The following is a 22374-nucleotide window of genomic DNA, read 5'->3' as shown; positions in this document are numbered from 1 at the left end:
AAACTGTCGCGCGAAATCGAGTAGTGCGCTACTCGTGTGCTGGGCGGCGCGCGGCCCTACGGTGTGGCTCTGCTTTCAGACCTTCAGGCGGGCAAGGAGAAACGATGATCGACATCATCACCCTCCGGGGCACCGGCGAGCCCCGCAATCCGGACGGCGCGCCCGCGGGCATGCTGCGCGACGTCACCAAACTGCTCGACCCGGAGAAGTTCACCGCGTTCGAGCCGAACTGGCCCGCCTCGGTCGGGCCGGCGCCGGAGGTGTGGGGTCCCTCGCTGGAGACCTCGGTCCGGCTCGGCGTCGCCGCCGGGGTGCGCGCCATTCAGGATTCGCCGAATGTCTGTGGGCTGCTGAGCTATTCGCTCGGCGGTATCTGCGCGAGCCGGATATTGGAGGGTGTGCGGTCGGGCAAGTACAAGAACTTCGACGGCTCGCCGCTGGAGATCGCGTTCGTGGTCAACATCGCCAATCCGGTGCGCAAAGCGGGTCAGTCCGTGGGGAATCTGTGCCCGCCGTCCACCTACGGACTGCACGGCCAGCGCGGCGCGTGGCCCAGCCTCGACGTCCGGGAATACGCCAATCCCGGCGACATCATCACCTCCTCGCCGCCGGATTCCCCGCTGCGCGTGATCGATGCCGGCATCTCCCCGTTCTCGTTCGTCGAGGGCGCTCGCTTCGGCAACGTGACGCCGCTGATCTTCGAGGAACTGCTGCGCTTCCTGTTGCGGAACCCGCTGGCCAATCTGAACCGCTACACCGCGGCCGTGCAGGGCGTCATCGGCTACCTCACCCCGTGGCCCGACGGTCAGCACGTCCTGTATTCCGGCCACAACATGCCCGGCACGAACGTCCTCTGGACCACCCACGCCGCCAACTACCTCAACGACACCTACTGACGCGCCCGCCGTCGACCACCCTGCGCCCGCCCTCGGCGTACAGTCTCTCGCGAGACACCGCGAGCCCGAAAACCTCTGCGAGACAGTGCGCTCGGGCTCGACAGTCGGATCGGGCAGCAGGGAGAGCGGACGTGGGCGAGATGAACCGCGGGCAGTTCCTGACGTGGTTGGCGGGCAGCGCCGTCGGCGCGGTGACCGGTGGCGTGCTAACGGGCGCGATCGCCGAGGCGGAACCGAACGCGCCGGTGACGGTCCTGGTGGGGGCCACGGTGATCGACGGGACGGGCGGGCGGTCGCAACCGGACACCACCGTAGTGCTGGCGGGCGATCGGATCGTCGCGGTCGGGCGTTTTCCCGACCTGCCGACGCCGCCGGTGCGGACCATCGATCTGCGCGGCAAGTTCGTCATCCCCGGTCTGTGGGACATGCACACGCACGTCGCCACGGCGGAGCGGACCTTTCCGCCGATGTATCTCGCATACGGCGTCACCGGCATTCGCGAGATGTGGGGCTTCCCGGAGACGCATTCGCTGCGTCGGCGCATCGAGGGCGGTGAACTACCCGGACCCCGGATGCTGGTAGCCAGCAGCATCATCGACGGCCCGCCCGTTATCTGGCCCGGCTCGGAAGGCGTGGCGACCGACGCCGAAGCTCGTGCGGCGGTCCGCAGGGCACACGGCACGGGCGCTGATTTCGTCAAGGTGTACTCCCAGCTGACGCGGGAGACTTTCGGAGCCATCGCCGACGAGTCGCGCCGGGTCGGGCTGCGTTTCGCGGGCCACGTGCCCTATCGCATTCCGGTCGAGGAGGCCGTCGAGACGGGTCTGTACACCCTCGAGCACATGTACGGCATGCTGACCGCCGCGTCCGCGCGGGCATCGGAGCTGCAAGCCGAAATCGACGCCATGCCTGCCGATCCCGGGCACCCCGAGGGCTGGCTCGCGCAGCGTGCCCGGCTGGAGCGCGAGGCGGCCGAGACCTACGACCCGGCACGTGCGGCGCGACTGTCCGACCTGATGATCCGGCGCGGCTGCTGGCAGTCGCCGACCCTCGTCGTGCAACGCCGGCTCGTGACCGGAAGCGGATATCCGCCGCCGGACGATCCGTCCGCCGAGGACATGCTGCGGCGCTACATGCCCGAGAGCATCCGGCAGTTCTGGACGGGCTACCGAACCGCTCCGTCGACGCCGGAGCAAATCGCCGAGCGGGAGTTCGCCTTCCGAGTGCGGCTGGATCTGCTCGCGGCGATGGCGGAGGCCGGTGTCGGGATCGTCGCGGGCACCGACGCCGGAAATCCCTATGTGTTCCCGGGCTATTCGTTGCACGAGGAGCTGGAACTCCTTGTGCGAGCGGGCCTGGCGCCGATGCGGGCGTTGCAAGCCGCCACGCGCGACGCGGCCCGCTGCGCGGGATGGGAACACCTGTCCGGCACCGTCGCACCGGGGAAGTTCGCGGATCTCGTTGTGCTGGACGCCGACCCGCTGGCGAGCATCGGCAACACCCGGAGTATTCACGCGGTCGTCAGCCGGGGCCGTTACCTGTCCGGCGCGGACCGGGAACGGATGCTGCGGGAGGTCGAGGTGGCCGCGCAGGAGCCGTCGCCGGTGTTCGTCCCCGGTGGGTCGCTCGGACGGTGCTGCGGCTGATCGCGGCTCAGTCCTTGCGGCGGAGCTCAGTCTTTGCGGCGGAGCTCAGTCTTTACGGCGGACCGAGGCTTCGACGAGGTCGAGGACCGCGGAGAGGTTCTCGTTGGTGTGGCCGGAGGCGATACGGGCGATGAGGCCGTCGAGGACGAGGTCGAGATAGCCGAGCAGGACGTCGGTGGGGACGTCGTCGCGCAGCGCGCCCGCGGCCTTGCGCCGCTCCAGGCGGGCCAGGGTGGCCGCGGTCAGCTCGGCGGAGCGCTGGGTCCAGCCCGCGCGGAACTCGGGATCGGTGCGCAGCCTGCGCGCGATCTCCAAACGGGTGCCGAGCCAATTGAATTGCTCGGGGTGGGCGAGCATATCGCGCATCACCTGCACGATGCCCTGGTTGGCCGCGACGTCGGCCATGCGCTCGGCGTCCTCCTGCGCCAGCGCGAGGAACAGCGCGTCCTTGTCGCGGAAGTGGTGGAAGATGGCGCCGCGAGACAGTCCGATGGCCTCTTCCAGGCGACGCACGGTGGCGCCGTCGTAGCCGTATTCGGCAAAGCAGCGTCGCGCCCCGTCGAGGATCTGACTGCGCCGGGCGGCGAGGTGGTCATCGCTGACCTTGGGCATGGGCGTGGCTCCTCCGAAAGAGTGACGCTGCGGGATGCGGAGAGGTCCGCGCACCGCCGTGGCGATGCGCGGACCTTCCGCACTGGCGACGAGCCGGCTACCCGGCTCGGCCGCGAATCATCGGTCGACCCCGCGTGCGCGGGGAACGCTCGAGGATCAGCCGCGAATCATGGGATCATCCCCGCATGCGCGGGGACGGGGCTCAGCCCCGAATCATGTTCCGCAGCACGTACTGCAGGATGCCGCCGTTGCGGTAGTAGTCGGCCTCACCGGGGGTGTCGATCCGGACCACCGCGTCGAAGACGACCTTCTCGCCGCTCTCCTTGGTGGCGGTCACCTTCAGGGTCTTCGGAGTCACACCCTCGTTCAGCTTGGTGATGCCCTCGATGTCGAAGACCTCGGTGCCGTCCAGGCCCAGCGACTTGGCGCTCTCACCGGCCGGGAACTGCAGCGGGACGACGCCCATACCGATGAGGTTGGAGCGGTGGATGCGCTCGAACGACTCGGTGATGACCGCCTTCACGCCGAGCAGGCGGGTGCCCTTGGCCGCCCAGTCACGCGACGAACCCGAGCCGTACTCCTTGCCGCCCAGCACGACCAGCGGGATGCCCGCGGCCTGGTAGTTCTGCGAGGCGTCGTAGATGAAGGCCTGCGGGCCGCCCTCCTGGGTGAAGTCGCGGGTGTAACCGCCCGAGACGTCGTCGAGCAGCTGGTTGCGCAGCCGGATGTTGGCGAAGGTGCCGCGGATCATCACCTCGTGGTTACCGCGACGCGAGCCGAGGGAGTTGTAGTCCTTGCGCTCCACGCCGTGCGAGTCCAGGTACTGCGCGGCCGGGGTGCCGGGCTTGATCGGACCGGCCGGGCTGATGTGGTCGGTGGTGACCGAGTCGCCCAGCAGCGCGAGGACGCGCGCGCCCTTGATGTCGGCGACCGGCGACGGCTCCATCTCCATGCCGTCGAAGTACGGCGCCTTGCGGACGTAGGTCGAGTTCTCGTCCCACGCGAAGGTGTCGCCCTCGGGGGTGGACAGGTTCTGCCAGCGCTCGTCGCCCTTGAAGACGTCGGCGTAGGACTTGGTGAACATGTCGCGGTTGATCGCCGACTTGATGGTGTCGTCGATCTCCTGCGGGGACGGCCAGATGTCGCGCAGGTAGACGTCGTTGCCTTCGGTGTCCTTGCCGAGCGAGTCGGTCTCGAAGTCGAAGTCCATGGTGCCCGCGAGCGCGTAGGCGATGACCAGCGGCGGCGAGGCCAGGTAGTTCATCTTCACGTCGGGGGAGATGCGACCCTCGAAGTTGCGGTTGCCGGAGAGCACCGCGGTGACCGAGAGGTCGTTGTCGTTGATCGCCTTGGAGATCTCCTCCGGCAACGGGCCGGTGTTGCCGATGCAGGTGGTGCAGCCGAAACCGCCCACGTAGAAGCCGAGCTTCTCCAGGTACGGCCACAGGCCGGCCTTCTCGTAGTAGTCGGCGACGACCTGCGAGCCAGGGGCCATGTTGGTCTTGACCCACGGCTTGGAGGACAGGCCCTTCTCCACCGCGTTGCGGGCCAGCAGAGCGGCGCCGAGCATGACCGACGGGTTGGAGGTGTTGGTGCAGGAGGTGATGCCCGCGACGACGACGGCGCCGTGATCGAGCACGAAGTCGCCACGCTCGGGATCGGAGACCTTGACCGGCTTGGTCGGGCGGCCCTCGGAGCCGTTGGCGGCGGTCGGCAGCACGGCGTCGTCCTCGGCGAAGGACAGCACGGCCGGATCGCTGGCCGGGAAGGACTCCTCGACGGCCTCGTCCAGCTGGGTGTGCGGCGCGGTGTCACCCTCGGTGACGTAGTTGCAGATGTCCTTGCGGAAGGCGATCTTGCTCTCCGACAGCAGGATTCGGTCCTGCGGGCGCTTCGGACCGGCGATGGACGGCACCACGGTGCTCAGGTCCAGCTCCAGGTACTCCGAGTAGGCGGGCTCGCGGTCGGCGTCGTGCCACATGCCCTGCTCCTTCGCGTACGCCTCGACGAGCGCGAGCTGCTCGTCGGTGCGGCCGGTGAGGCGCAGGTAGTTGATGGTCTCGGCGTCGATCGGGAAGATCGCCGCGGTGGAGCCGAACTCGGGGCTCATGTTGCCCAGGGTGGCGCGGTTGGCCAGCGGCACCTCGGCGACGCCCTTGCCGTAGAACTCGACGAACTTGCCGACCACACCGTGCTTGCGCAGCATGTCGGTGACGGTGAGCACGACGTCGGTCGCGGTCACGCCGGGCTGGATCTCACCGGTCAGCTTGAAGCCGACGACGCGCGGGATGAGCATGGAGACCGGCTGGCCCAGCATGGCCGCCTCGGCCTCGATGCCGCCGACGCCCCAGCCCAGCACGCCGAGGCCGTTGACCATGGTGGTATGCGAGTCGGTGCCGACGCAGGTGTCGGGGTAGGCCTGGCCGTTGCGGACCATGACGGTGGGGGCCAGGTACTCGATGTTGACCTGGTGCACGATGCCCATGCCCGGCGGGACGACGCGGAAGTCGTCGAAGGCGCCCTGGCCCCAGCGCAGGAACTGGTAGCGCTCGCCGTTGCGCTCGTACTCGAGCTCGACGTTGCGCTCCAGCGCGTCGGCGCGGCCGAAGACGTCCAGGATGACCGAGTGGTCGATGACCATGTCGGCGGGGGAGAGCGGGTTGACCTTGTTCGGGTCGCCACCGAGGGCGGTGACGGCCTCACGCATGGTGGCCAGGTCGACGACACAGGGCACGCCGGTGAAGTCCTGCATGATCACGCGAGCCGGGGTGAACTGGATCTCGGTGTCCGGCTCGGCCGACGGATCCCAGTTCGCGATGGCGCGGATGTGGTCGGCGGTGATGTTGGCGCCGTCCTCGGTGCGGAGCAGGTTCTCCGCGAGGACCTTCAGTGCGTAGGGGAGTTTTTCGGTGCCGGGCACGGCCGAGAGACGGAAGATCTCGTAGGAGTTGCTTCCGACCTCGAGGGTGCCCTTGGCGCCGAAAGTATCGATACTTGTCGTCACGTCAGCTCCACTCGTCTGTGAGGGTTGGCCACCGGCGGGGCTGTGCCGGCGACTCGAGTCTTTGGAGGGGCTCCTGCGCCTGGGAGAGCGCCGGTTCCTCGCGCCACGACTCTAACAGTACGCTTGTCCTGTGAAATACGCGGGGGCCGGTCGGCGTGGCGGGTGGCAGCGTCCGAACATCGGGTCGCGTACTGTGCTTTCGAGCTAGCCGGGGTAATAGTTAGCTCACCCTGCAGTGTTGGATGCCCGTCGCAGCGCCCGCTGACGCGGCTGGACAGACCGGATGGATGATGGCCCCTTCGTACACCTCGGTGTTCTCCCCCATGGCCGCGGAGCTGCCGCCCACCATCAACGACAGCGCGTTGCGGACCATCAAGGCCGACGTCGCCGACAATCACGTGGCGGCGCCGAAGGGGAAGGACCAGTCGGGACTCGAGGCGATCGTGGCCGAGGCGCGCGCCGACGGGATCCCGCTCAGCATCGTGGTGATTCCCGGCAATCCCGGTCACGACTCCAATCTACGGGACCTGGCCACCGAGATCGGCAAGACCGAACACGGCACCGTCGTGGTGCTCAGCGACGACTGGGTCGGCACCTACAGCGATTCCATCAGCCGGGTGAAGCTGGAGTGGGCCGAGGACGCCGCCAAGAGCAAGCAGGGCAACTCGGTCGAGGCCGCGCGAATCTTCGTCGGCCGCCTCGAAGAGCCGGAAACCTTCTCCTGGACCGCGATCACCAGCGTGTTGCTGGCCGGTACCGCGATCGTCATCGCCGGCCTGTACTGGGTGAAGTCCCGGCGTGCCGCGGCCGAATCCGCCGCCGTCGCGGTCGCCGAGCGTGACGACCTCGGCACTCCCGCTCGATAAGCGGTCTCTCTTTCACCACTTTTCATAACGATCGGTTCGTTTTCTTCCCCTAACGCCGATCGGCAATCCGGCTAATTCTTGGCTATGCGCAAATTACGTGCATGTCATTATGTTGCGGATGTTTTCTTGGTGAAAGAAGTGTCGTACGGTTCAAGTAGTTACCGATGGGGAAAGAGTGTTGTCGAGGGTTGCCCGCCGCCCACTGAGCTTGATGGGGCGGTTGGGGCTCGTGAGGCCTAGCCGCGTTCGAGTCCTTGGGAGGTGCGATGCACAAAAAAGGTCCGACCGGTCGGTCGCGTGGCCTATCGGTCGCTCTGGGGTTGCTCGTCTCTGTCGCCGTGGTGTTGACCGCGGGACCGACCACCGCTGTCCCGCCCGCGCCGCCCAATCCGAGCGACGGTGAGATCGCCGCGGCGGGCGCGCGCGTCGACGCGGGCGTCACCGAGGTCGGCGCGCTGATCAACCAGGTGGGCACGGTGAATCAGCAGCTGCAGGAACTCGATGACGCGGTGGCGCGCAAGCGCGAGGAAGTCAACAAGGCGCTCGTCGATTTGCAGAGCGCGCGGGACGCCGCCGACGCGGCCGCCGCCACGGTCGTACAGACCAGGGAAGACCTCTCCGACGCCGGGGCGAAGGTCGCGCAGGCGCGGCGCAATTTCGACGAGTTCGCCACCCAGGCCTACACCAGGCCGTCCTCGGGCTCGATGGTCACGTATCTGGCGGCCTCGTCGCCCGGCGGCGCGATCGATCGCTCCCAGGTGCTCGGCCTGGTGACGAAGAACCAGCAGCAGGTGCTCGACGCGCTGCGCCGCGCCCAGATCGAGCAGGGCAATCGGAATTCCACTGCGCGCCAAGCCAAATCGGAGGCCGATGCGGCCGCGGCGATGGCCGAGCAGAAGAAGAACGACGCCGAGCACGCCGTCGCCGCGGCCAAGACCGAGCTCGACCAGCAGACGGTGCGGCGCGACACCTTGCTGCGCGAGCGCGACGCCGCGCAGGGCAGGCTCGACATCGCCCGCGCCAACGTCGCCGGACTGCAAGGCCAGCGCGAGGCCTTCCTGGCCTGGGACGAGCGGCGCCGCGCCGAAGAGGCCGCGATCCGCGCCGCCGCGGCGGCCGCGGCCGAACGCGCCGCCGCCGATCAAGCCGCGCGCGACCGAGCCGCCCAGGCGGGCGACGGCAGGCGCCCGCACACCCAGCTCGAGGACGCCCCCGCCCCGCGGCAGAGCACGCCGCGACCCAGCGGGCCGGCGGCACGCGGCTCGCAGGCGGTGGAAATCGTGGTGGACCGGGCGCTTTCGCAATTGGGTGTGCAGTACGCCTGGGGCGGCGGCGACGAGAACGGCCCGACGCTCGGTATTCGCGACGGCGGCGTGGCCGACAGCCACGGCGATTACAACAAAGTCGGCTTCGACTGCTCGGGCCTGATGATCTACGCCTTCGCGGGTATCGGCGTCTCGCTGCCGCACTACAGCGGCTATCAATACAACGCTGGCACGCGCGTTCCGGTGGACGAGCGAGCCCGCGGCGACATGCTGTTCTGGGGGCCGAGCGGCAGCCAGCACGTGGCCCTCTACCTGGGCAACGGACAGATGGTCGAGGCGCCGCAGTCGGGCGACGTGGTGAAGGTTTCGCCGGTGCGGGAAAGCGGCATCATGCCCTACGCGGTGCGCATCGTCTCCTGAGAATCGGCCGCCGATCCGGCGCGAATTCCACTGATACCGGAGCCGGTTGCGGCATGCTGCGCGAATACCTGGAATAGTTGGGGCGAGCACGCACGAGACCAAGGCGAAAGCGGGGATGTTGGTGACTTCGACGGACAGCGTGAGCGGGGCGGATCTGGCGAAAGGTGCGCCGGAGCCCGCGTCGGGCACCCTGGAGCGTGACGTTCAGACCCTGGAGAAGGCGATCTACGAGGTCAAGCGGGTCATCGTGGGCCAGGATCGGCTCGTCGAACGGCTGCTCGTCGGTGTCCTCGCGCGCGGCCACGTGCTGCTCGAGGGCGTGCCGGGCATCGCGAAGACCCTGGCCGTGGAGACCTTCGCCAAGGTCGTCGGCGGTTCCTTCTCTCGCGTCCAGTTCACCCCCGATCTGGTGCCGACCGACCTGATCGGTACCCGCATCTACCGCCAGGGCCGCGAGGAGTTCGACACCGAACTCGGGCCGGTCGTCGCCAATTTCGTGCTCGCCGACGAGATCAACCGCGCGCCCGCCAAGGTGCAGTCCGCGCTGCTCGAGGTGATGGCCGAGCGGCATGTGTCGATCGGCGGCAAGACCTACCCGATGCCGGATCCCTTCCTGGTCATGGCGACTCAGAACCCGATCGAGAGCGAGGGCGTCTACCCGCTGCCCGAGGCGCAGCGCGACCGCTTCCTGTTCAAGGTCGTCGTCGACTACCCCTCCGTCGAGGAGGAGCGCGAGATCATCTACCGGATGGGCGTCACGCCGCCGGAGGCCAGGCAGGTCCTCGGTCCGGAGGACCTGATCCGGCTGCAGAAGGTCGCGGCCAACACCTTCGTGCACCACGCGCTGGTCGACTACGTGGTCCGGGTGATCGCGGCGACCCGCAAGCCGCTCGACTTCGGCATGGCCGACGTGGCGAACTGGATCGCCTACGGCGCCTCGCCGCGCGCCAGCCTCGGCATCATCGCCGCGGCCCGCGCGGTGGCGCTGATCCGTGGCCGCGACTACGTGGTGCCGCAGGACGTGGTCGAGGTGATCCCGGACGTGCTGCGCCACCGCCTGGTGCTGTCCTACGACGCGCTGGCCGACGAGGTCAGCCCGGAGGACGTCATCAAGCGGGTGCTGCAGACCGTCGGCCTGCCGCAGGTCGCTCCGCAGGCGGTGCATTCCGGCAGCCAGTCCGCACCCGCGCCCGCCGTGCCGCAGCCCGCGAGCCAGCAGCAGATTCCGCAGCCGCCGCAGCAGGGCCAGCCGCAGATGGCCCCGGCCGCCGGCAACCACCAGACCAAGTGACGGCCGCGTCGGCCGCGCCCGAGGTTTCCCGAGTGACAACGTCATCGCACGCACCGCCGTCGTTCCGGGCCGGAGAACTGACCGACCCGCGGCTCTCGGCGGCGCTGAGAACCCTGGAGCTGACCGTGCGCAGGCGCCTGGACGGCGTGCTGCACGGCGACCACCTCGGCTTGATCCCCGGACCGGGCTCGGAGCCCGGCGAGTCCCGGATGTATCAGCCGGGTGACGATGTGCGCCAGATGGATTGGTCGGTCACCGCCCGCACCACGCATCCGCACGTGCGGCAGCTGATCGCCGATCGCGAGCTGGAGACGTGGATGGTCGTCGACCTCTCGGCCAGCCTCGACTTCGGCACGGCGGCCTGCCAGAAACGCGATCTGGCGATCGCGGCCGCCGCGGCGATCACCCACCTCACCAGCGGCGGCGGCAACCGGATCGGCGCGGTCGTCGCCACCGGCGAGCAGCTGGTGCGGATTCCCGCGCGCAGCGGGCGGATTCACGCCCAGTCGCTGCTGCGCGGCGTGGCGACCACCCCGCACGCCCGCGACGGCGTGCGCGGCGATCTGCGCGGCGGCATCGAGTCGCTGCGCCGCCCGCAGCGCAAACGCGGTCTCGCGGTGATCATTTCCGACTTCCTCGGCGATATCGATTGGCAGCGTTCGCTGCGTGCCATCTCCGCGCGGCACGATCTGCTCGCGGTCGAGGTGCTCGACCCGCGCGATCTGGAGCTGCCCGACGTCGGCGATGTGGTGCTGCACGATCCCGAGAGCGGCCGCACCCGCGAGTTCAGCGTGACGCCCACGCTGCGCACCGATTTCGCGGCCGCCGCCCAGCGACACCGCGAGCAGGTCGAGCAGGCGCTGCGCAGCTGCGGCGCGCCGGTGCTCACCCTGCGGACCGACCGGGACTGGATCGCCGACGTGGTCCGGTTCGTTTCCACCCGGCGTCACAGCTTCGGCGCCCCGACCGGGCGGGTGCCGCGCCAGTGAGTATTTCGCATTTCACCGCACTGATCTGGCTCGGTTTCCTCGCGGTCGTCGTGCTGATCGCTCTCGGCTACGTGCTGGTGCAGCGCAGCAGGCACCGCCAGATGCTGCGCTTCACCAACATGGAACTGCTGGAGAAGGTCGCGCCCGCTCGGCCGAGTCCGATCCGGCACGTGCCGATCGCGCTGATGCTGGTCGGCCTGGTGTTGCTGACCGTCGCCGCGGCCGGGCCGACGGCGGTCAAGAAGGTGCCGCGCAACCGCGCGACCGTCGTTCTGGTGATGGACGTTTCGCTGTCCATGGAGGCCACCGACGTACCGCCGACCAGGCTTCAGGTGGCCCAGGAAGCTGGCAAGGAGTTCGTCGACGGCCTGACCCAGGGCATCAACCTCGGCTTCGTCACCTTCGCGGGCACCGCGTCGGTCATGGTGTCGCCGACGACCAACCGGGAATCGGTCAAGGCCGCCATCGACAACATCAAGCTGGCCGAGCGCACCGCCACGGGCGAGGGCATCCTGACGGCCCTGCAATCCATCGACACCCTGGCCACCGTGCTCGGCGGAGCGGAGACCCCGCCGCCCGCGCGGGTCGTGCTGATGTCCGACGGCAAGCAGACCGTGCCGGACGACAAGGACGTCGACAACCCGAGGCACGCGTTCACCGCCGCCCGCCTCGCCAAGAACAAGGGCATTCCGGTGTCCACGATCTCCTTCGGCACCGAATGGGGTTCGGTGGAGATCCCGGATCAGGACGGCCAGGGCTCGCAGCGGGTCAAGGTGCCCGTCGACAACGACTCGTTGCGCGAGATCGCCCAGCTGTCCGGCGGCGAGTTCTACACCGCCTCCAGCCTCGAAGAACTCACCGCCGTCTACGACACTCTCGAAGAGCAGATCGGCTACGAGACGACCCGCGGTGACGCGAGCAGGCCGTGGCTGTTGCTCGGCATGCTGGTCGTCGCCGCGGGCATCGTCACCGGCTTGCTCTATCGTCAACGCCTGCCGTAGCGCCGCGCTCGCTGTGGCATCGCACAAGGTTGCGGTGCCCCGAGCCCGGCGCACGAACCCGAACAGATAGGTTGATGCTTATGTCGAACATCACATCCCGGTCGGTCCTGGTCACCGGTGGCAACCGTGGCATCGGACTCGCTGTCGCGCAGCGCCTGGCAGCCGACGGCCACAAGGTGGCCGTCACTCATCGCGGATCGGGGGCGCCGGACGGACTGTTCGGCGTGAAGTGCGATGTGACCGACGCCGCGTCTGTCGACGCCGCGTTCGCCGAGGTCGAGGCGCACCAGGGTGCCGTCGAGGTGCTGGTCGCCAATGCGGGCATCGTCGACAACACGCTGCTCATGCGGATGAGCGAGGAGCAGTTCACCCGCGTCATCGACGCCAACCTGACCGGCGCATGGCGCTGCGCCAAGCGCGCCAACCGCGCCATGCTGCGGGCCAAGTTCGGCCGGATCATCTTCCTCGGTTCGGTGGTCGGCCTCGGCGGCGGCCCCGGCCAGGTCAACTACGCGGCCTCCAAGTCGGGCCTGATCGGTATGGCGCGTTCGATCACCCGCGAGATCGGTTCCCGCAACATCACCTCCAACGTGGTCGCTCCCGGCTTCATCGAGACCGACATGACCCGCGAGGAAGTCACCGAGGAGATGCGCGAGGTGGTCCTCAAGTACGGCGTCCCCGCCGGGCGTCCGGGCCAGCCCGAAGAGGTCGCGGCGGCGATCAGCTTCCTCGCCTCCGACGACGCCTCCTACATCAATGGCGCGGTCATCCCGGTCGACGGCGGCATGGGCATGGGCCACTAGTACTTTCGTTTCCGGGCACGCTGCCCCGAACACCGCGGCGCCGCGCGCCGGGACGATGTCCCGCGCGCGGCGGGGCGACAACTCGACTTTCAACTTCAGGAGAACCGAGAACTCATGGGCGGACTGCTCGAAGGCAAGACCATCCTGGTCACCGGCATCATCACCGACGCGTCGATCGCGTTCCACGCGGCCGCGGTCGCGCAGGAGCAGGGCGCCAAGGTCGTCATCACCGGCATCCCGGAGCGGCTGCGGCTGATCGACCGGATCGCGAAGCGGCTGCCCCAGGAGGTCCCGCCCGCCATCGGTCTCGACGTCACCAACGAAGAGGATCTGGCCGGGCTGGCCGACAAGCTGCGTGAGCTGGCGCCGGAGGGCATCGACGGCGTGCTGCACTCGATCGCGTTCGCGCCGCGCACTCTGATGGGCCCCGAGGCCCGTCCGTTCCTGGACGGTCCCGGCCCCGACGCGGCCAAGGCGTTCGAGATCTCGGCGTGGAGCTACGCCTCGCTGGCCCGCGCGGTGCTGCCGGTCATGAACGAGGGCGGCTCGCTCGTCGGCATGGACTTCGATCCGCGCACCGCGATGCCGTACTACAACTGGATGGGCGTGGCCAAGGCGGCGCTGGAGTCGGTGAACCGCTACGTCGCCCGCGAGGTCGGCGTCGCCAAGCGGGTCCGCTCCAACCTGATCGCCGCGGGCCCGATCAAGACTTTGGCCGCCAAGGCCATCGCGGGCACCGCCACCGACGACGCGGCCAAGCTGAACCAGCTCAACACCTACTGGGACGGTGCGTCGCCGATCGGCTGGGACGTCGACGACCCGACCGTGGTCGCCAAGTCGATCGTCGCGCTGCTGTCGGATTGGCTGCCGGGTACCACCGGCTCGATCATCTACGTCGACGGCGGCGCCAGCCACAACACCTGGTTCCCGGAGAACTGGTCGGCCAACTGAGTTCGTAACAGAGGAGATGCCGTGGCACCGGCCGTCGACGCACTGCTGCTGCTGTCCTTCGGCGGCCCGGAGCGGCCCGAGGACGTGATGCCGTTCCTGGAGAACGTCACCCGGGGCCGCGGGGTGCCGCGCGAGCGACTCGAAGAGGTCGCGCAGCACTACCTGCACTTCGGGGGGGTGTCTCCGATCAACGCGCTCAACCGCGACATCATCGCCGCGGTCGAGCGCGAATTCGCCGCCGCGGGAACGGAATTGCCGGTGTACTTCGGCAACCGCAACTGGCATCCCATGGTCGAGGACACCGTCGCGCGGATGGCCGCCGACGGTGTCCGCACCGCCCTGGTGTTCCCGACCTCCGCGTGGGGCGGCTACTCCGGCTGTCTCCAGTACCACGAGGACATCGTCAGGGCGCGAACGGCGTTCGGCGAGGGCGCGCCGGAACTGGTGAAGCTGCGCCAGTACTTCGACCATCCGCTGCTGATCGAGGCGTTCGCCGACGCGATCCGCGCCGCGGTGGCCGAGATTCCCGCCGAGCGCCGCGACGAGATCCGTTTGGTGTTCACCGCCCATTCGATCCCGGTGTCCGCCGACGCCACCGCGGGCCCGCCCACCGGGGGCGGCGGACTGTACAGCCGCCAGGTCGCGGAGGCGGCCCGGTTGTGCGCGGCCGCAACCGGATTCGGCGACTACGACCTGGTCTGGCAGTCGCGCTCGGGTCCGCCGCAGGTGCCGTGGCTGGAGCCCGACATCGTGGACCACCTCGAGGAGCTGTCCGGCAAGGGTGTATCGGCCGTGGTGGTCTGTCCCGTCGGTTTCGTGTCGGATCACCTCGAGGTCATCTGGGATCTCGACAACGAGGCCAAGGACAAGGCCGCCGAACTCGGCATGGCCTTCGCTCGCGCCGCGACGCCCGGCACCGACCCGCGATTCGCGCGACTGGTGGTGGAGCTGATCGGTGAGCACATCGGCGGCGTCGAACCGCGACGCCTCGGTGCGGTGCCGGGTTACGGCTGCACCCGTAACGGGGAGCCGTGCGCCGTCGGTTGTTGCGCACCGTCTCGCGGCGGTCGGCCCGCGCGGAGCTGAGCCCGATCGGGGCGCAGTCCGTGTGGTTCGATAGCGCTCCGCTCTGAATCGCCCTGGGCCACACCGGTTTCGGTGCGGACTTTGCTCTGCGGTAGCATCGGGGCCGGCCTTCGGGAGGAGGGCCGACCATCAACTCTTACCGGGGAGGCCCTTCGTTGTACTCCGAGCTGCTAGCCGCGACCGATCTGATGGCGGAGAGCGCCGTCTGGACTACGGCGCTGGATTCCTACGAGGCCCGGCGCGGTGGCGGCGGAAGTTCCAGCGGCGACGGCGACGTCGAGGTCTCCGACTACATCGGGGGCATCATCTGCCTGATCCTGGTGATCGTCGCGATCGTCCTGCTCGTCTGGTACTTCGGCAAGAAGGGCAACGACGCGCCGCCGCAGCAGCCGCCGCACCAGCTGCCGCCGCAGTATCCGCAGCAGCCGTACGGTCAGCAGCCGCCCTACGGGCAGGACCCGTACGCGCAGCAGTACCAGCAGGCTCCCTATCCGCAGCAGCCGCAGTACCCGCCGCCCTATCCGCAGCAGCCCTACCCGCCGCAGTACCAGCAGCAGCCGCAGTACCCGCCGCGTTACTGACCGCCACCCAGCTTGATGCCGCGCCTGGTCGCGGCGAACATGCGGCCCGGCAACTCTTCCGGGCTCGATCACTGGGTCCGGAGGGCGAGGTGTTGCCGGATCGCAAACCGCACTCGGTCGCGGCTGATGTCCGGCCCGGCAACCCTTTCGAAGTCCGCCACTGGGTGCGACGGAGGGCCGGATGCGATCGGATCGCAATCCCGCGCTCGTCGCGGCGAATATGGCTGCCCGACAGCCGATTCGACGTCGGTCCAGTATGCCCTGGACAGGCCGGGTGCTACCGGTTCGCGAAAGCCGGACGCTCGGGCGGGACGGGCCCCACCCGAGCACGACCGAAACCTACTGCGCCGCTTCCAGATACACCGGCAGCGTGCGATGCCCGTTGGAGACGAAGCTGCCCACCGGCAGGAGCTCCGACGGGTCGACGGCCAGCCGCATCTCCGGGAACCGCTGGAAGATCGCGGGCAACGCGATTTCCGCTTCCAGCCGAGCCAGTGGCGCGCCGAGGCAGTGGTGCGCGCCGTGGCCGAACGCGAGGTGGTCCTTGTTCGCGCGGTGCACGTCGAACTCGTTCGTCGTCGCGCCGTGCACCTTCGGGTCGCGGCTCGCCGCGGCGTAGGACGCCAGGATCGCCTCGCCCTTCGGGATGCGGATGTCGCCGATCTCGATGTCCTCCACCGCGTAACGCAGCGGCAGGTGCGCGACGGGCGACTCGTAGCGCAGCGCCTCCTCCACCACGTCCGACCACGGCACCCGGCCCGCGACGACGTCCGCGCGCTGGTTCTCGTGCGTGAGCAGGGCGAAGATCGCCTGGTCGAGCAGGTTGACCGTGGTCTCGTGCCCGGCGTTGATCACCAGCATCAGGGTGTCGACCAGTTCCTTCTCGGTCAGCTGGGAACCGTCCTCGTCCCGGGTGGCGATCAGCACGCTGGTGACGTCGTCACCCGGGTTCTGCCTCCGGTGTTCCACCAGCTGGCTGACGAGCCCGTACATCTCCAGGTAGTTGGCGACACCTTCCTCGGGTCCGAGCGAGGTGTCGAAGAATCCGTCGACGCACTTGCGCAGGCCGGGGCCGAGGAACTCCGGAACCCCGAGCAACTCGGTGATCACCTGGATCGGCACGGGATAGGCGAAACCCTCACGCAGGTCGGCGGATTCGCCACGCGGGGTGGCGGCGAGCGCGTCGAGCAGCTGAGTGGTGATCTCCTCGATGCGCGGTCGCAGCGCCGCGCTGCGCCGATGGGTGAACGCGGGCGCGACCAGTTTGCGCAGGCGGCGGTGGTCTGGTCCGTAGGCGGTGAACATGTTGTCGACGGCCACCCACGGGTGCAGCGGCCACGCCTCGGTGATCTCGCCGTTGATGAACGCCGACCAGTGCTGCCGCGCGTCTTTCGAGACCCGCGGGTCGGCGAGCAGGCTCTTGAGCACGGCGGCGTCGGTCACCGACCACGCGGGCACGCCGCCGGGCAGTTCCACGAGCGCGGCGGGCCCGCGCTCACGGATCCGTGCGGACTCGCCCTGGATATCGGCGCCGGTCAGATCCAGGACTATCGGTTCGTACTCCATCGGTGGCTCCTTACACCAGATTCAACGGAGGGGACGGGGGAAAGACGACCGGTAGCGCCGTCATGGCGCGGTGGAAAGGCCCGGGCCGCCAGGACAATTCGGCGGCGGGCACGGCTAGCTCCAGCTCGGGCAACGCATCGAGCAGCTGATCGATGGCGTCCTGCACCACCAGGTACGCCACCGACCGCGCCGGGCAGGCGTGCGGTCCGGCGCCCCACGCCAGGTGCGAGCGGTTGCCGGTGCGGTCGCCGCCGCGCACGTCGGGATCGTTGTTGCTCGCGGCGAGGCTGATCAGGACCGGCTGGTGCGCGGGCAGCCAGGTGTTGTCGATCAGGATCGGCTGGCGCGGGTAGGTGATGGAGAAGTTCGCCATCGGCGGGTCGTTGAACAGCACCTCGTCCAGCGCGTCACGGGTGGAGAGGCTGCCGCCGAGCACGTGTCCGCCAAACCGGTCGTCGGTCAGCATCAGCAGCAGGGTATTGGTGATCAGGTTCTGCTGCGGTTCGATTCCCGCCCCGTAGAAGCTGATCAGCTGACAGAGCATCTCCTCGTCGTCGAGCTTCGCGGGGTGGTGCGCCAGTCGGGAGGTGACGTCGTCGCCCGGGTCCGCGCGCCGCAGCGTGATCAGCTCCATCAGCGCCGCGCTGAGCATCTCCATGCCGCGCGCGGCCTCGACGGTGTCGAAGAGCATCGCCATGCCGGTCGCCACGCGCTGACCCAGTTCGGTCGAGCAGCCGACCATCTGGTTCAGGACCTCGAAGACGAGCGGGAAGGCGTACTGGGTGACCAGATCGGCCGAGCCCGCCTCGCAGAAGGTGTTGATCAGCGGGATGGCGATCTTCTCGACGGTGGCGTGCAGCGCGTGCAGGTCGATGCCGTCGATGCTCGCGACGTAGGCCTGCCGGTAGCGCGCGTGCACCGCACCCGCGTTGCGCAACGCGTTCGGGTACCACTCCATCATGGGTTTGACGGGGCAGTCGTCCGCGATGTCCTTCTGCCACATCCGCGGGTCGGCGGGGAAGTGGTCCGGGTCGTTGAGGATGCGCAGCGCGGTGCCGTACCCGATGATCAGCGTCGCGGGGACACCCGGCGCCAGTTCGATGGGGACCACCGAACCGTACTGGCGGCGCATGTCGTCGTAGGCGCCGTGCGGGTCGGCGGCGAATTCCGGTGCGTGCAGCGGGATCCGAGGGCCGTCGGCGCCGATCGGGGATCCGTGCTGGACCGGGCAGACTCCGGGTGCGGTGACGTGCGGCGCGGTGACCGCGGACTGTGACGTGGTCAAAAGACGGTACTCCAGACGAGGGACATGAGCTCCGCGTCGAGTGGCCGGAACTCGGGCGCGGCGCACCGTGATTCATCGCGGTGACCGCACAGTGCCTGCCGGACAGGCGATCTGGGCTGCGATCACCGTCGACCCCGACAAGCTCTGACCCAAGCGTCCAGAACTCGACAACTCGCCCACGTTAGCAGCAATGCGAGAGGTTCTGTCTCGTTGTGACAAAAATTTGTTAGCACACGAAAGTAACGCGCGGCCGAAAACGCCTGGTCGCAAGGGGTGTGGAAGGTGGCGCCGAAAGTCGCTGCGGCTAACCGTGATTCGTGAGGAGCTACAGACAGGGCCTAGTTCCCGCCGCGCGCGGACGCGTGCACGGCAACGAGCCGGGCCGCGCGGATCGCGTCCCAGAGCGGGCGCAGCAGCGTCTCCTGCGCGCCGATGGCGCTGGCAGAGGTCGGTGCGGACGCCGGTTCACGTTGCGCCACTGTCAATATCGCGGCCACGTGATCGGCCGTGTCGAGAATGCGCTTGGCGCGCAGCGGGATCGAGCTCGGGTAGTCGTGCCTGGCGTAGTCGGCGAGCTCGGCCTCGATGAGTTCGCGCGGATCGGAATCGGCTGCACCGACCGCGGTGGTGTGCAGCTGCATCAGCGCGTCGGCGGCATCGCGGACGGCCTCCCGCATGGCGTATTCGGCCTCGCCGAGCGACATGTCCGGGCCGGGGGCGGGTGGGATCGGGGTGCTGTAGAGCGTCCACTGCAGGGTGTCGTCGTCGGGCCACCGCGGGATCAGGCCGGTGCCCTCGGTGCCGGGCACGCCGATGAGCAGACCCTCCTCGGCCTCGATGGCGTCGGCGCCGAACACGGTGCCCGGCGGCAGTCCGCGCACGTCGCCGGGGACCGGAAGCACCAGGCGCAGCTGCGCGCCGGGCTGGGCCATGGCCTCGCGGATGACCTTGAGCAGTGCCATGACACCGGACCCTGGCAGCATGGTGCGCGAGGACCACGGCAGGTCGGTGCGAGCGCCGGTCATCGGGTCGCCCGCGGCGATGGTGTGCCGCGGCGCCCACGCGTGCAGCGCCTCCAAGACGTCGTCGGGCGCACTGCACCCGGCCAGCCAGGAGCCGGCCCACACCGTCAGCGTGGCACTAGGAGAGCACATAATTATCGAGCATAAACGCTTCGGGCTACCGGTGGGCATCGGCGCACGAGCCCTCGTGAGCTGCGCGCACCCGCCAAATCGGCCCCGCGTGAAGGCGCCGCGTCCACCGGTCGGGCGGCTCGTGCCGGGCTACTCCGGTTCGGTGACGAAGTCGATCAGACGTTCGACCGCACCGATGAGCGGAGCCTCCAGATCGCGGAAGGACTCGACCGCGTCGTAGACCCGGCGCCACCCGTCCTGCGGCGTGCCCCAGCCGAGACGCCGGCAGACGCCGGTCTTCCAATCCTCCCCGCGCGGCACCTCGGGCCAGGCGTCGATGCGCAGCGTCGCGGGCCGCACCGCCTGCCACACATCGATGAACGGGTGCCCGGTCACCAGCACGTGCGGGCCGAGACCGGTGGTGAGCTGGGTTTCCTTCGACCCGGTGACCAGGTGGTCGACCAGCACACCGACCCGGCGGCCGGGACCGGGCTCGAACTCGGCCAGCCGCGCGGCCAGGTTGTCCAGCCCTTCCAAGTGCTCGACCACCACGCCCTCGACCCGCAGATCGTGGCCCCACACCCGCTCCACCAGGGCGGCGTCGTGCACACCCTCCACCCAGATTCGGCTGGCCTTGGCGACCTGGGCGCGCAAGCCCGCCACCCGGGTGGAGCCGGAAGCGGACCTGGTCGGCTGCTTCGGCGCGGCGACGGCAGGGCGCACCAGGGTGACCGGTCTACCGTCGATGAGGAAGGCCGCCTCCCGCATCGCGAACAACCGCACCGCACCGCGCGCGTCCTCCAGCTTGACGAACTCGCCGTCGTAGCTGCGATCGAATCCGACCACGGCGCCGCAGAATCCGCTGGCCGCGTCCTCCACCACGAGGTCGCGTTCGGCAGTCACCTGCGGCACCGCTCGCTTCTTGGTCCTCTCGTGCCCGGCGAAGATGTCGCCGTACCTGTCCCGCGTACCCACCCGCCCGAAACTACCGGCCGTCGCGCGGTTTTCGCGGGTGCGACGCGACGTTTTCCGGCGCGGAGAGTGTGCTGTGCGCCGCTGTGCCCGGTGTCGAAACCTTTAGTAGAGCTCGAAGATCGGCTCCCTGCGATTAGAGTGGGTGCGTGGCCGCAATAGCTTGGCTGGTCGCGGGCATTCTGCTCGCGGCCGCAGAGATGCTCACCGGGGACCTCACGCTGCTGATGATCGGCGTCGCGGCCCTCGGCACGGCGGGGGTGAGCGCCACGGCGGACACCTCCCTCGTGGTGGACGCGGTGGTCTTCGCGGTGATCACCGCGGTGCTCATGCTCGGGGTGCGGCCGGTGCTGCGCCGCAAGTTCGGCACGCCGCCGCCGATTCCGACGAATGTCGATGCGCTGCCGGGGAAGTCGGCCCTGGTGTTGGAGGAAGTGGCCGCCCACTCCGGCCGGGTGAAGCTGGGCGGCGAAGTGTGGACCGCGCGGCCGATGAACCCGGACGAGGTGTACGAGCCGGGCGTGACCGTGTACGTCATGAAGATCGACGGCGCGACGGCCGTCGTCTGGAAGGGGCCGTAATGGCTGTATTGATCGTCGCCGCCGTGCTCGTCCTCTTGGTCGTGGTGGTGGTGTTCAAATCGATCGCGCTGGTGCCGCAGGCCGAGGCGGCGGTCATCGAGCGGCTCGGCAGGTACTCGCGGACGGTGTCCGGTCAGCTGACGTTCCTGGTGCCGTTCGCCGATCGGATCCGGGCCAAGGTGGACCTGCGCGAGCGGGTGGTGTCGTTCCCGCCGCAGCCGGTGATCACCCAGGACAACCTGACGCTGCAGATCGACTCGGTGGTGTATTTCCAGGTCACCAGCCCGCAGTCGGCGGTATACGAGATCAGCAACTACATCGCCGCGGTCGAGCAGCTCACCGTCACCACGCTGCGCAATGTGGTCGGCGGCATGACGCTGGAGGAGACGCTGACCTCCCGCGACCAGATCAACAACCAGCTGCGTGGTGTGCTCGACGAGGCCACCGGACGCTGGGGCCTGCGCGTGGCGCGGGTCGAGCTCAAGGCCATCGATCCGCCGCCGTCGATCCAGGAGTCGATGGAGAAGCAGATGAAGGCCGACCGCGAGAAGCGCGCGATGATCCTCACCGCGGAAGGCACCAGGGAGTCGCAGATCAAGACGGCCGAGGGCGCCAAGCAGGCGCAGATCCTGGCCGCCGAGGGCGCCAAGCAGTCCGCCATCCTCGGCGCCGAAGGTGAGCGGCAGAGCCGCATCCTGCGCGCCCAGGGCGAGCGCGCCGCCGCCTACCTGCAAGCCCAGGGTCAGGCGAAGGCCATCGAAAAGGTCTTCGCCGCAATCAAATCCGGCAAGCCGACGCCGGAACTGCTTGCCTACCAGTACATGCAGACGCTGCCGATGGTGGCCCGCGGCGACGCCAACAAGGTGTGGCTGGTGCCGAGCGATTTCGGCAAGGCGCTGGAGGGCTTCGCCAAGAGCTTCGGCTCGCAGGGCGAGGACGGCGTCTTCCGCTACGAGCCGCCCGCCGACGACTCGGCGCCAGTCAAGGTCGAGGACGATTCCGATGTCGCCGACTGGTTCGACACCGCCTCGGATCCCACCATCGAACGCGCCGTTCGCGCGGCGGAAGCCACCGCACGCCAGCCTGTCGAAGGCCTGACGCCCACCCCGCTGCAGCGCTCGCCCGAGCCCTCGCCGCACCAGCAGGTCGTTGCGCCCACCGAGTCCGCTCCCGCGCAACAGGACCCCGCGCAACCCCCGGCCTACCGCCCGGACGACCCGCACGGCCGCCCGTGGCAGCCCCCGGAGAACTACCGGCAGTAATTCGGTTCCAGCACCGCCCCGTCGCTCACCATCGAGCGGCGGGGCGGTTCGCGTGGCGCGACCTCGCGTAGCCCAAGGAATCGGGGGCAGTGCGGTTTTCGCCGTGTTCGGCCGAAAACGTCCGGCGCCACGGATAATCGGTGCGTGCTCGTGGGCGAACGAAC

General features: G+C 69.0%; 19 protein-coding genes. 13 read left to right on the top strand and 6 right to left on the bottom strand.

What is annotated here, in order from left to right; genetic code table 11:
* Window positions 1-104 precede the first annotated feature (104 nt).
* Together T333_RS23545 and T333_RS23540 are read left to right on the top strand one after the other, a co-directional pair.
* A complete protein-coding gene (locus T333_RS23545) occupies window positions 105-896 on the top strand; it encodes a hypothetical protein (RefSeq protein ID WP_496425857.1) in 792 nt (263 codons plus the stop codon).
* 140 nt (window positions 897-1036) lie between these two features.
* On the top strand, window positions 1037-2542 hold the full coding sequence (locus T333_RS23540) for an amidohydrolase family protein (protein WP_496426121.1): 1506 nt from the start codon (window positions 1037-1039) through the stop codon (window positions 2540-2542).
* A 45-nt stretch (window positions 2543-2587) separates the two neighbouring features.
* On the opposite strand, the gene T333_RS23535 is transcribed toward T333_RS23540, so the two are convergent.
* The gene (locus T333_RS23535; protein ID WP_011210017.1) at window positions 2588-3154 is read right to left on the bottom strand and encodes a TetR/AcrR family transcriptional regulator; all 567 of its coding nucleotides are present in this window, start codon (window positions 3152-3154) and stop codon (window positions 2588-2590) included.
* A 202-nt stretch (window positions 3155-3356) separates the two neighbouring features.
* Window positions 3357-6158, bottom strand: a complete 2802-nt coding sequence (gene acnA, locus T333_RS23530) for an aconitate hydratase AcnA (protein ID WP_496425856.1) — start codon at window positions 6156-6158, stop codon at window positions 3357-3359.
* 287 nt (window positions 6159-6445) lie between these two features.
* Between acnA and T333_RS23525 the strand changes: the two genes are divergently transcribed.
* From T333_RS23525 to T333_RS23485, 9 genes are all read left to right on the top strand, one after another.
* Window positions 6446-7024 (top strand): Rv1476 family membrane protein, encoded by a 579-nt coding sequence (locus tag T333_RS23525; protein ID WP_355002380.1) that lies wholly within the window; start codon window positions 6446-6448, stop codon window positions 7022-7024.
* 266 nt (window positions 7025-7290) lie between these two features.
* Window positions 7291-8709 carry an NlpC/P60 family protein gene (locus T333_RS23520; RefSeq protein WP_496425855.1) on the top strand — a complete coding sequence of 473 codons (1419 nt, stop codon included), beginning with the start codon at window positions 7291-7293 and terminating at the stop codon, window positions 8707-8709.
* 115 nt (window positions 8710-8824) lie between these two features.
* Window positions 8825-10000, top strand: coding sequence for an AAA family ATPase (locus tag T333_RS23515; RefSeq protein WP_496425854.1), 1176 nt, complete (start codon window positions 8825-8827; stop codon window positions 9998-10000).
* A gap of 32 nt (window positions 10001-10032) precedes the next feature.
* A complete protein-coding gene (locus T333_RS23510) occupies window positions 10033-10989 on the top strand; it encodes a DUF58 domain-containing protein (protein ID WP_357248690.1) in 957 nt (318 codons plus the stop codon).
* Window positions 10986-11990 (top strand): VWA domain-containing protein, encoded by a 1005-nt coding sequence (locus T333_RS23505; protein ID WP_355002384.1) that lies wholly within the window; start codon window positions 10986-10988, stop codon window positions 11988-11990. Before T333_RS23510 ends, T333_RS23505 begins: the two co-directional genes overlap by 4 nt.
* An 80-nt stretch (window positions 11991-12070) precedes the next feature.
* Window positions 12071-12793, top strand: coding sequence for a 3-oxoacyl-ACP reductase FabG1 (fabG1, locus tag T333_RS23500; protein ID WP_355002385.1), 723 nt, complete (start codon window positions 12071-12073; stop codon window positions 12791-12793).
* A 114-nt stretch (window positions 12794-12907) separates the two neighbouring features.
* Window positions 12908-13744 carry an NADH-dependent enoyl-ACP reductase InhA gene (inhA, locus tag T333_RS23495; RefSeq protein ID WP_355002386.1) on the top strand — a complete coding sequence of 279 codons (837 nt, stop codon included), beginning with the start codon at window positions 12908-12910 and terminating at the stop codon, window positions 13742-13744.
* 21 nt (window positions 13745-13765) lie between these two features.
* On the top strand, window positions 13766-14830 hold the full coding sequence (locus tag T333_RS23490) for a ferrochelatase (RefSeq protein WP_355002387.1): 1065 nt from the start codon (window positions 13766-13768) through the stop codon (window positions 14828-14830).
* Window positions 14831-14985: 155 nt separating this feature from the next.
* Window positions 14986-15411 (top strand): hypothetical protein, encoded by a 426-nt coding sequence (locus T333_RS23485; RefSeq protein ID WP_355002388.1) that lies wholly within the window; start codon window positions 14986-14988, stop codon window positions 15409-15411.
* Window positions 15412-15750: 339 nt separating this feature from the next.
* On the opposite strand, the gene T333_RS23480 is transcribed toward T333_RS23485, so the two are convergent.
* From T333_RS23480 to T333_RS23465, 4 genes are all read right to left on the bottom strand, one after another.
* Entirely contained in the window at window positions 15751-16977 is a 1227-nt protein-coding gene (locus T333_RS23480) for a cytochrome P450 family protein (RefSeq protein ID WP_355002389.1), read from the bottom strand.
* Between the two features lie 10 nt (window positions 16978-16987).
* On the bottom strand, window positions 16988-18262 hold the full coding sequence (locus T333_RS23475) for a cytochrome P450 family protein (protein WP_355002390.1): 1275 nt from the start codon (window positions 18260-18262) through the stop codon (window positions 16988-16990).
* 338 nt (window positions 18263-18600) lie between these two features.
* Window positions 18601-19416, bottom strand: a complete 816-nt coding sequence (locus T333_RS23470; protein WP_357248707.1) for an Rv1486c family protein — start codon at window positions 19414-19416, stop codon at window positions 18601-18603.
* A 129-nt stretch (window positions 19417-19545) separates the two neighbouring features.
* A complete protein-coding gene (locus T333_RS23465; RefSeq protein WP_355002392.1) occupies window positions 19546-20370 on the bottom strand; it encodes a DUF3097 domain-containing protein in 825 nt (274 codons plus the stop codon).
* Between the two features lie 146 nt (window positions 20371-20516).
* Between T333_RS23465 and T333_RS23460 the strand changes: the two genes are divergently transcribed.
* Both T333_RS23460 and T333_RS23455 read left to right on the top strand, forming a co-directional pair.
* Complete coding sequence (locus T333_RS23460; protein ID WP_355002393.1) at window positions 20517-20948, top strand: NfeD family protein; 432 nt, start codon at window positions 20517-20519, stop codon at window positions 20946-20948.
* Complete coding sequence (locus T333_RS23455; protein ID WP_355002394.1) at window positions 20948-22210, top strand: SPFH domain-containing protein; 1263 nt, start codon at window positions 20948-20950, stop codon at window positions 22208-22210. Before T333_RS23460 ends, T333_RS23455 begins: the two co-directional genes overlap by 1 nt.
* Window positions 22211-22374: the final 164 nt, after the last annotated feature.

Source organism: Nocardia sp. CNS-044, assembly GCF_059570515.1.
This window is presented reverse-complemented; position numbering and strand designations above follow the sequence as displayed.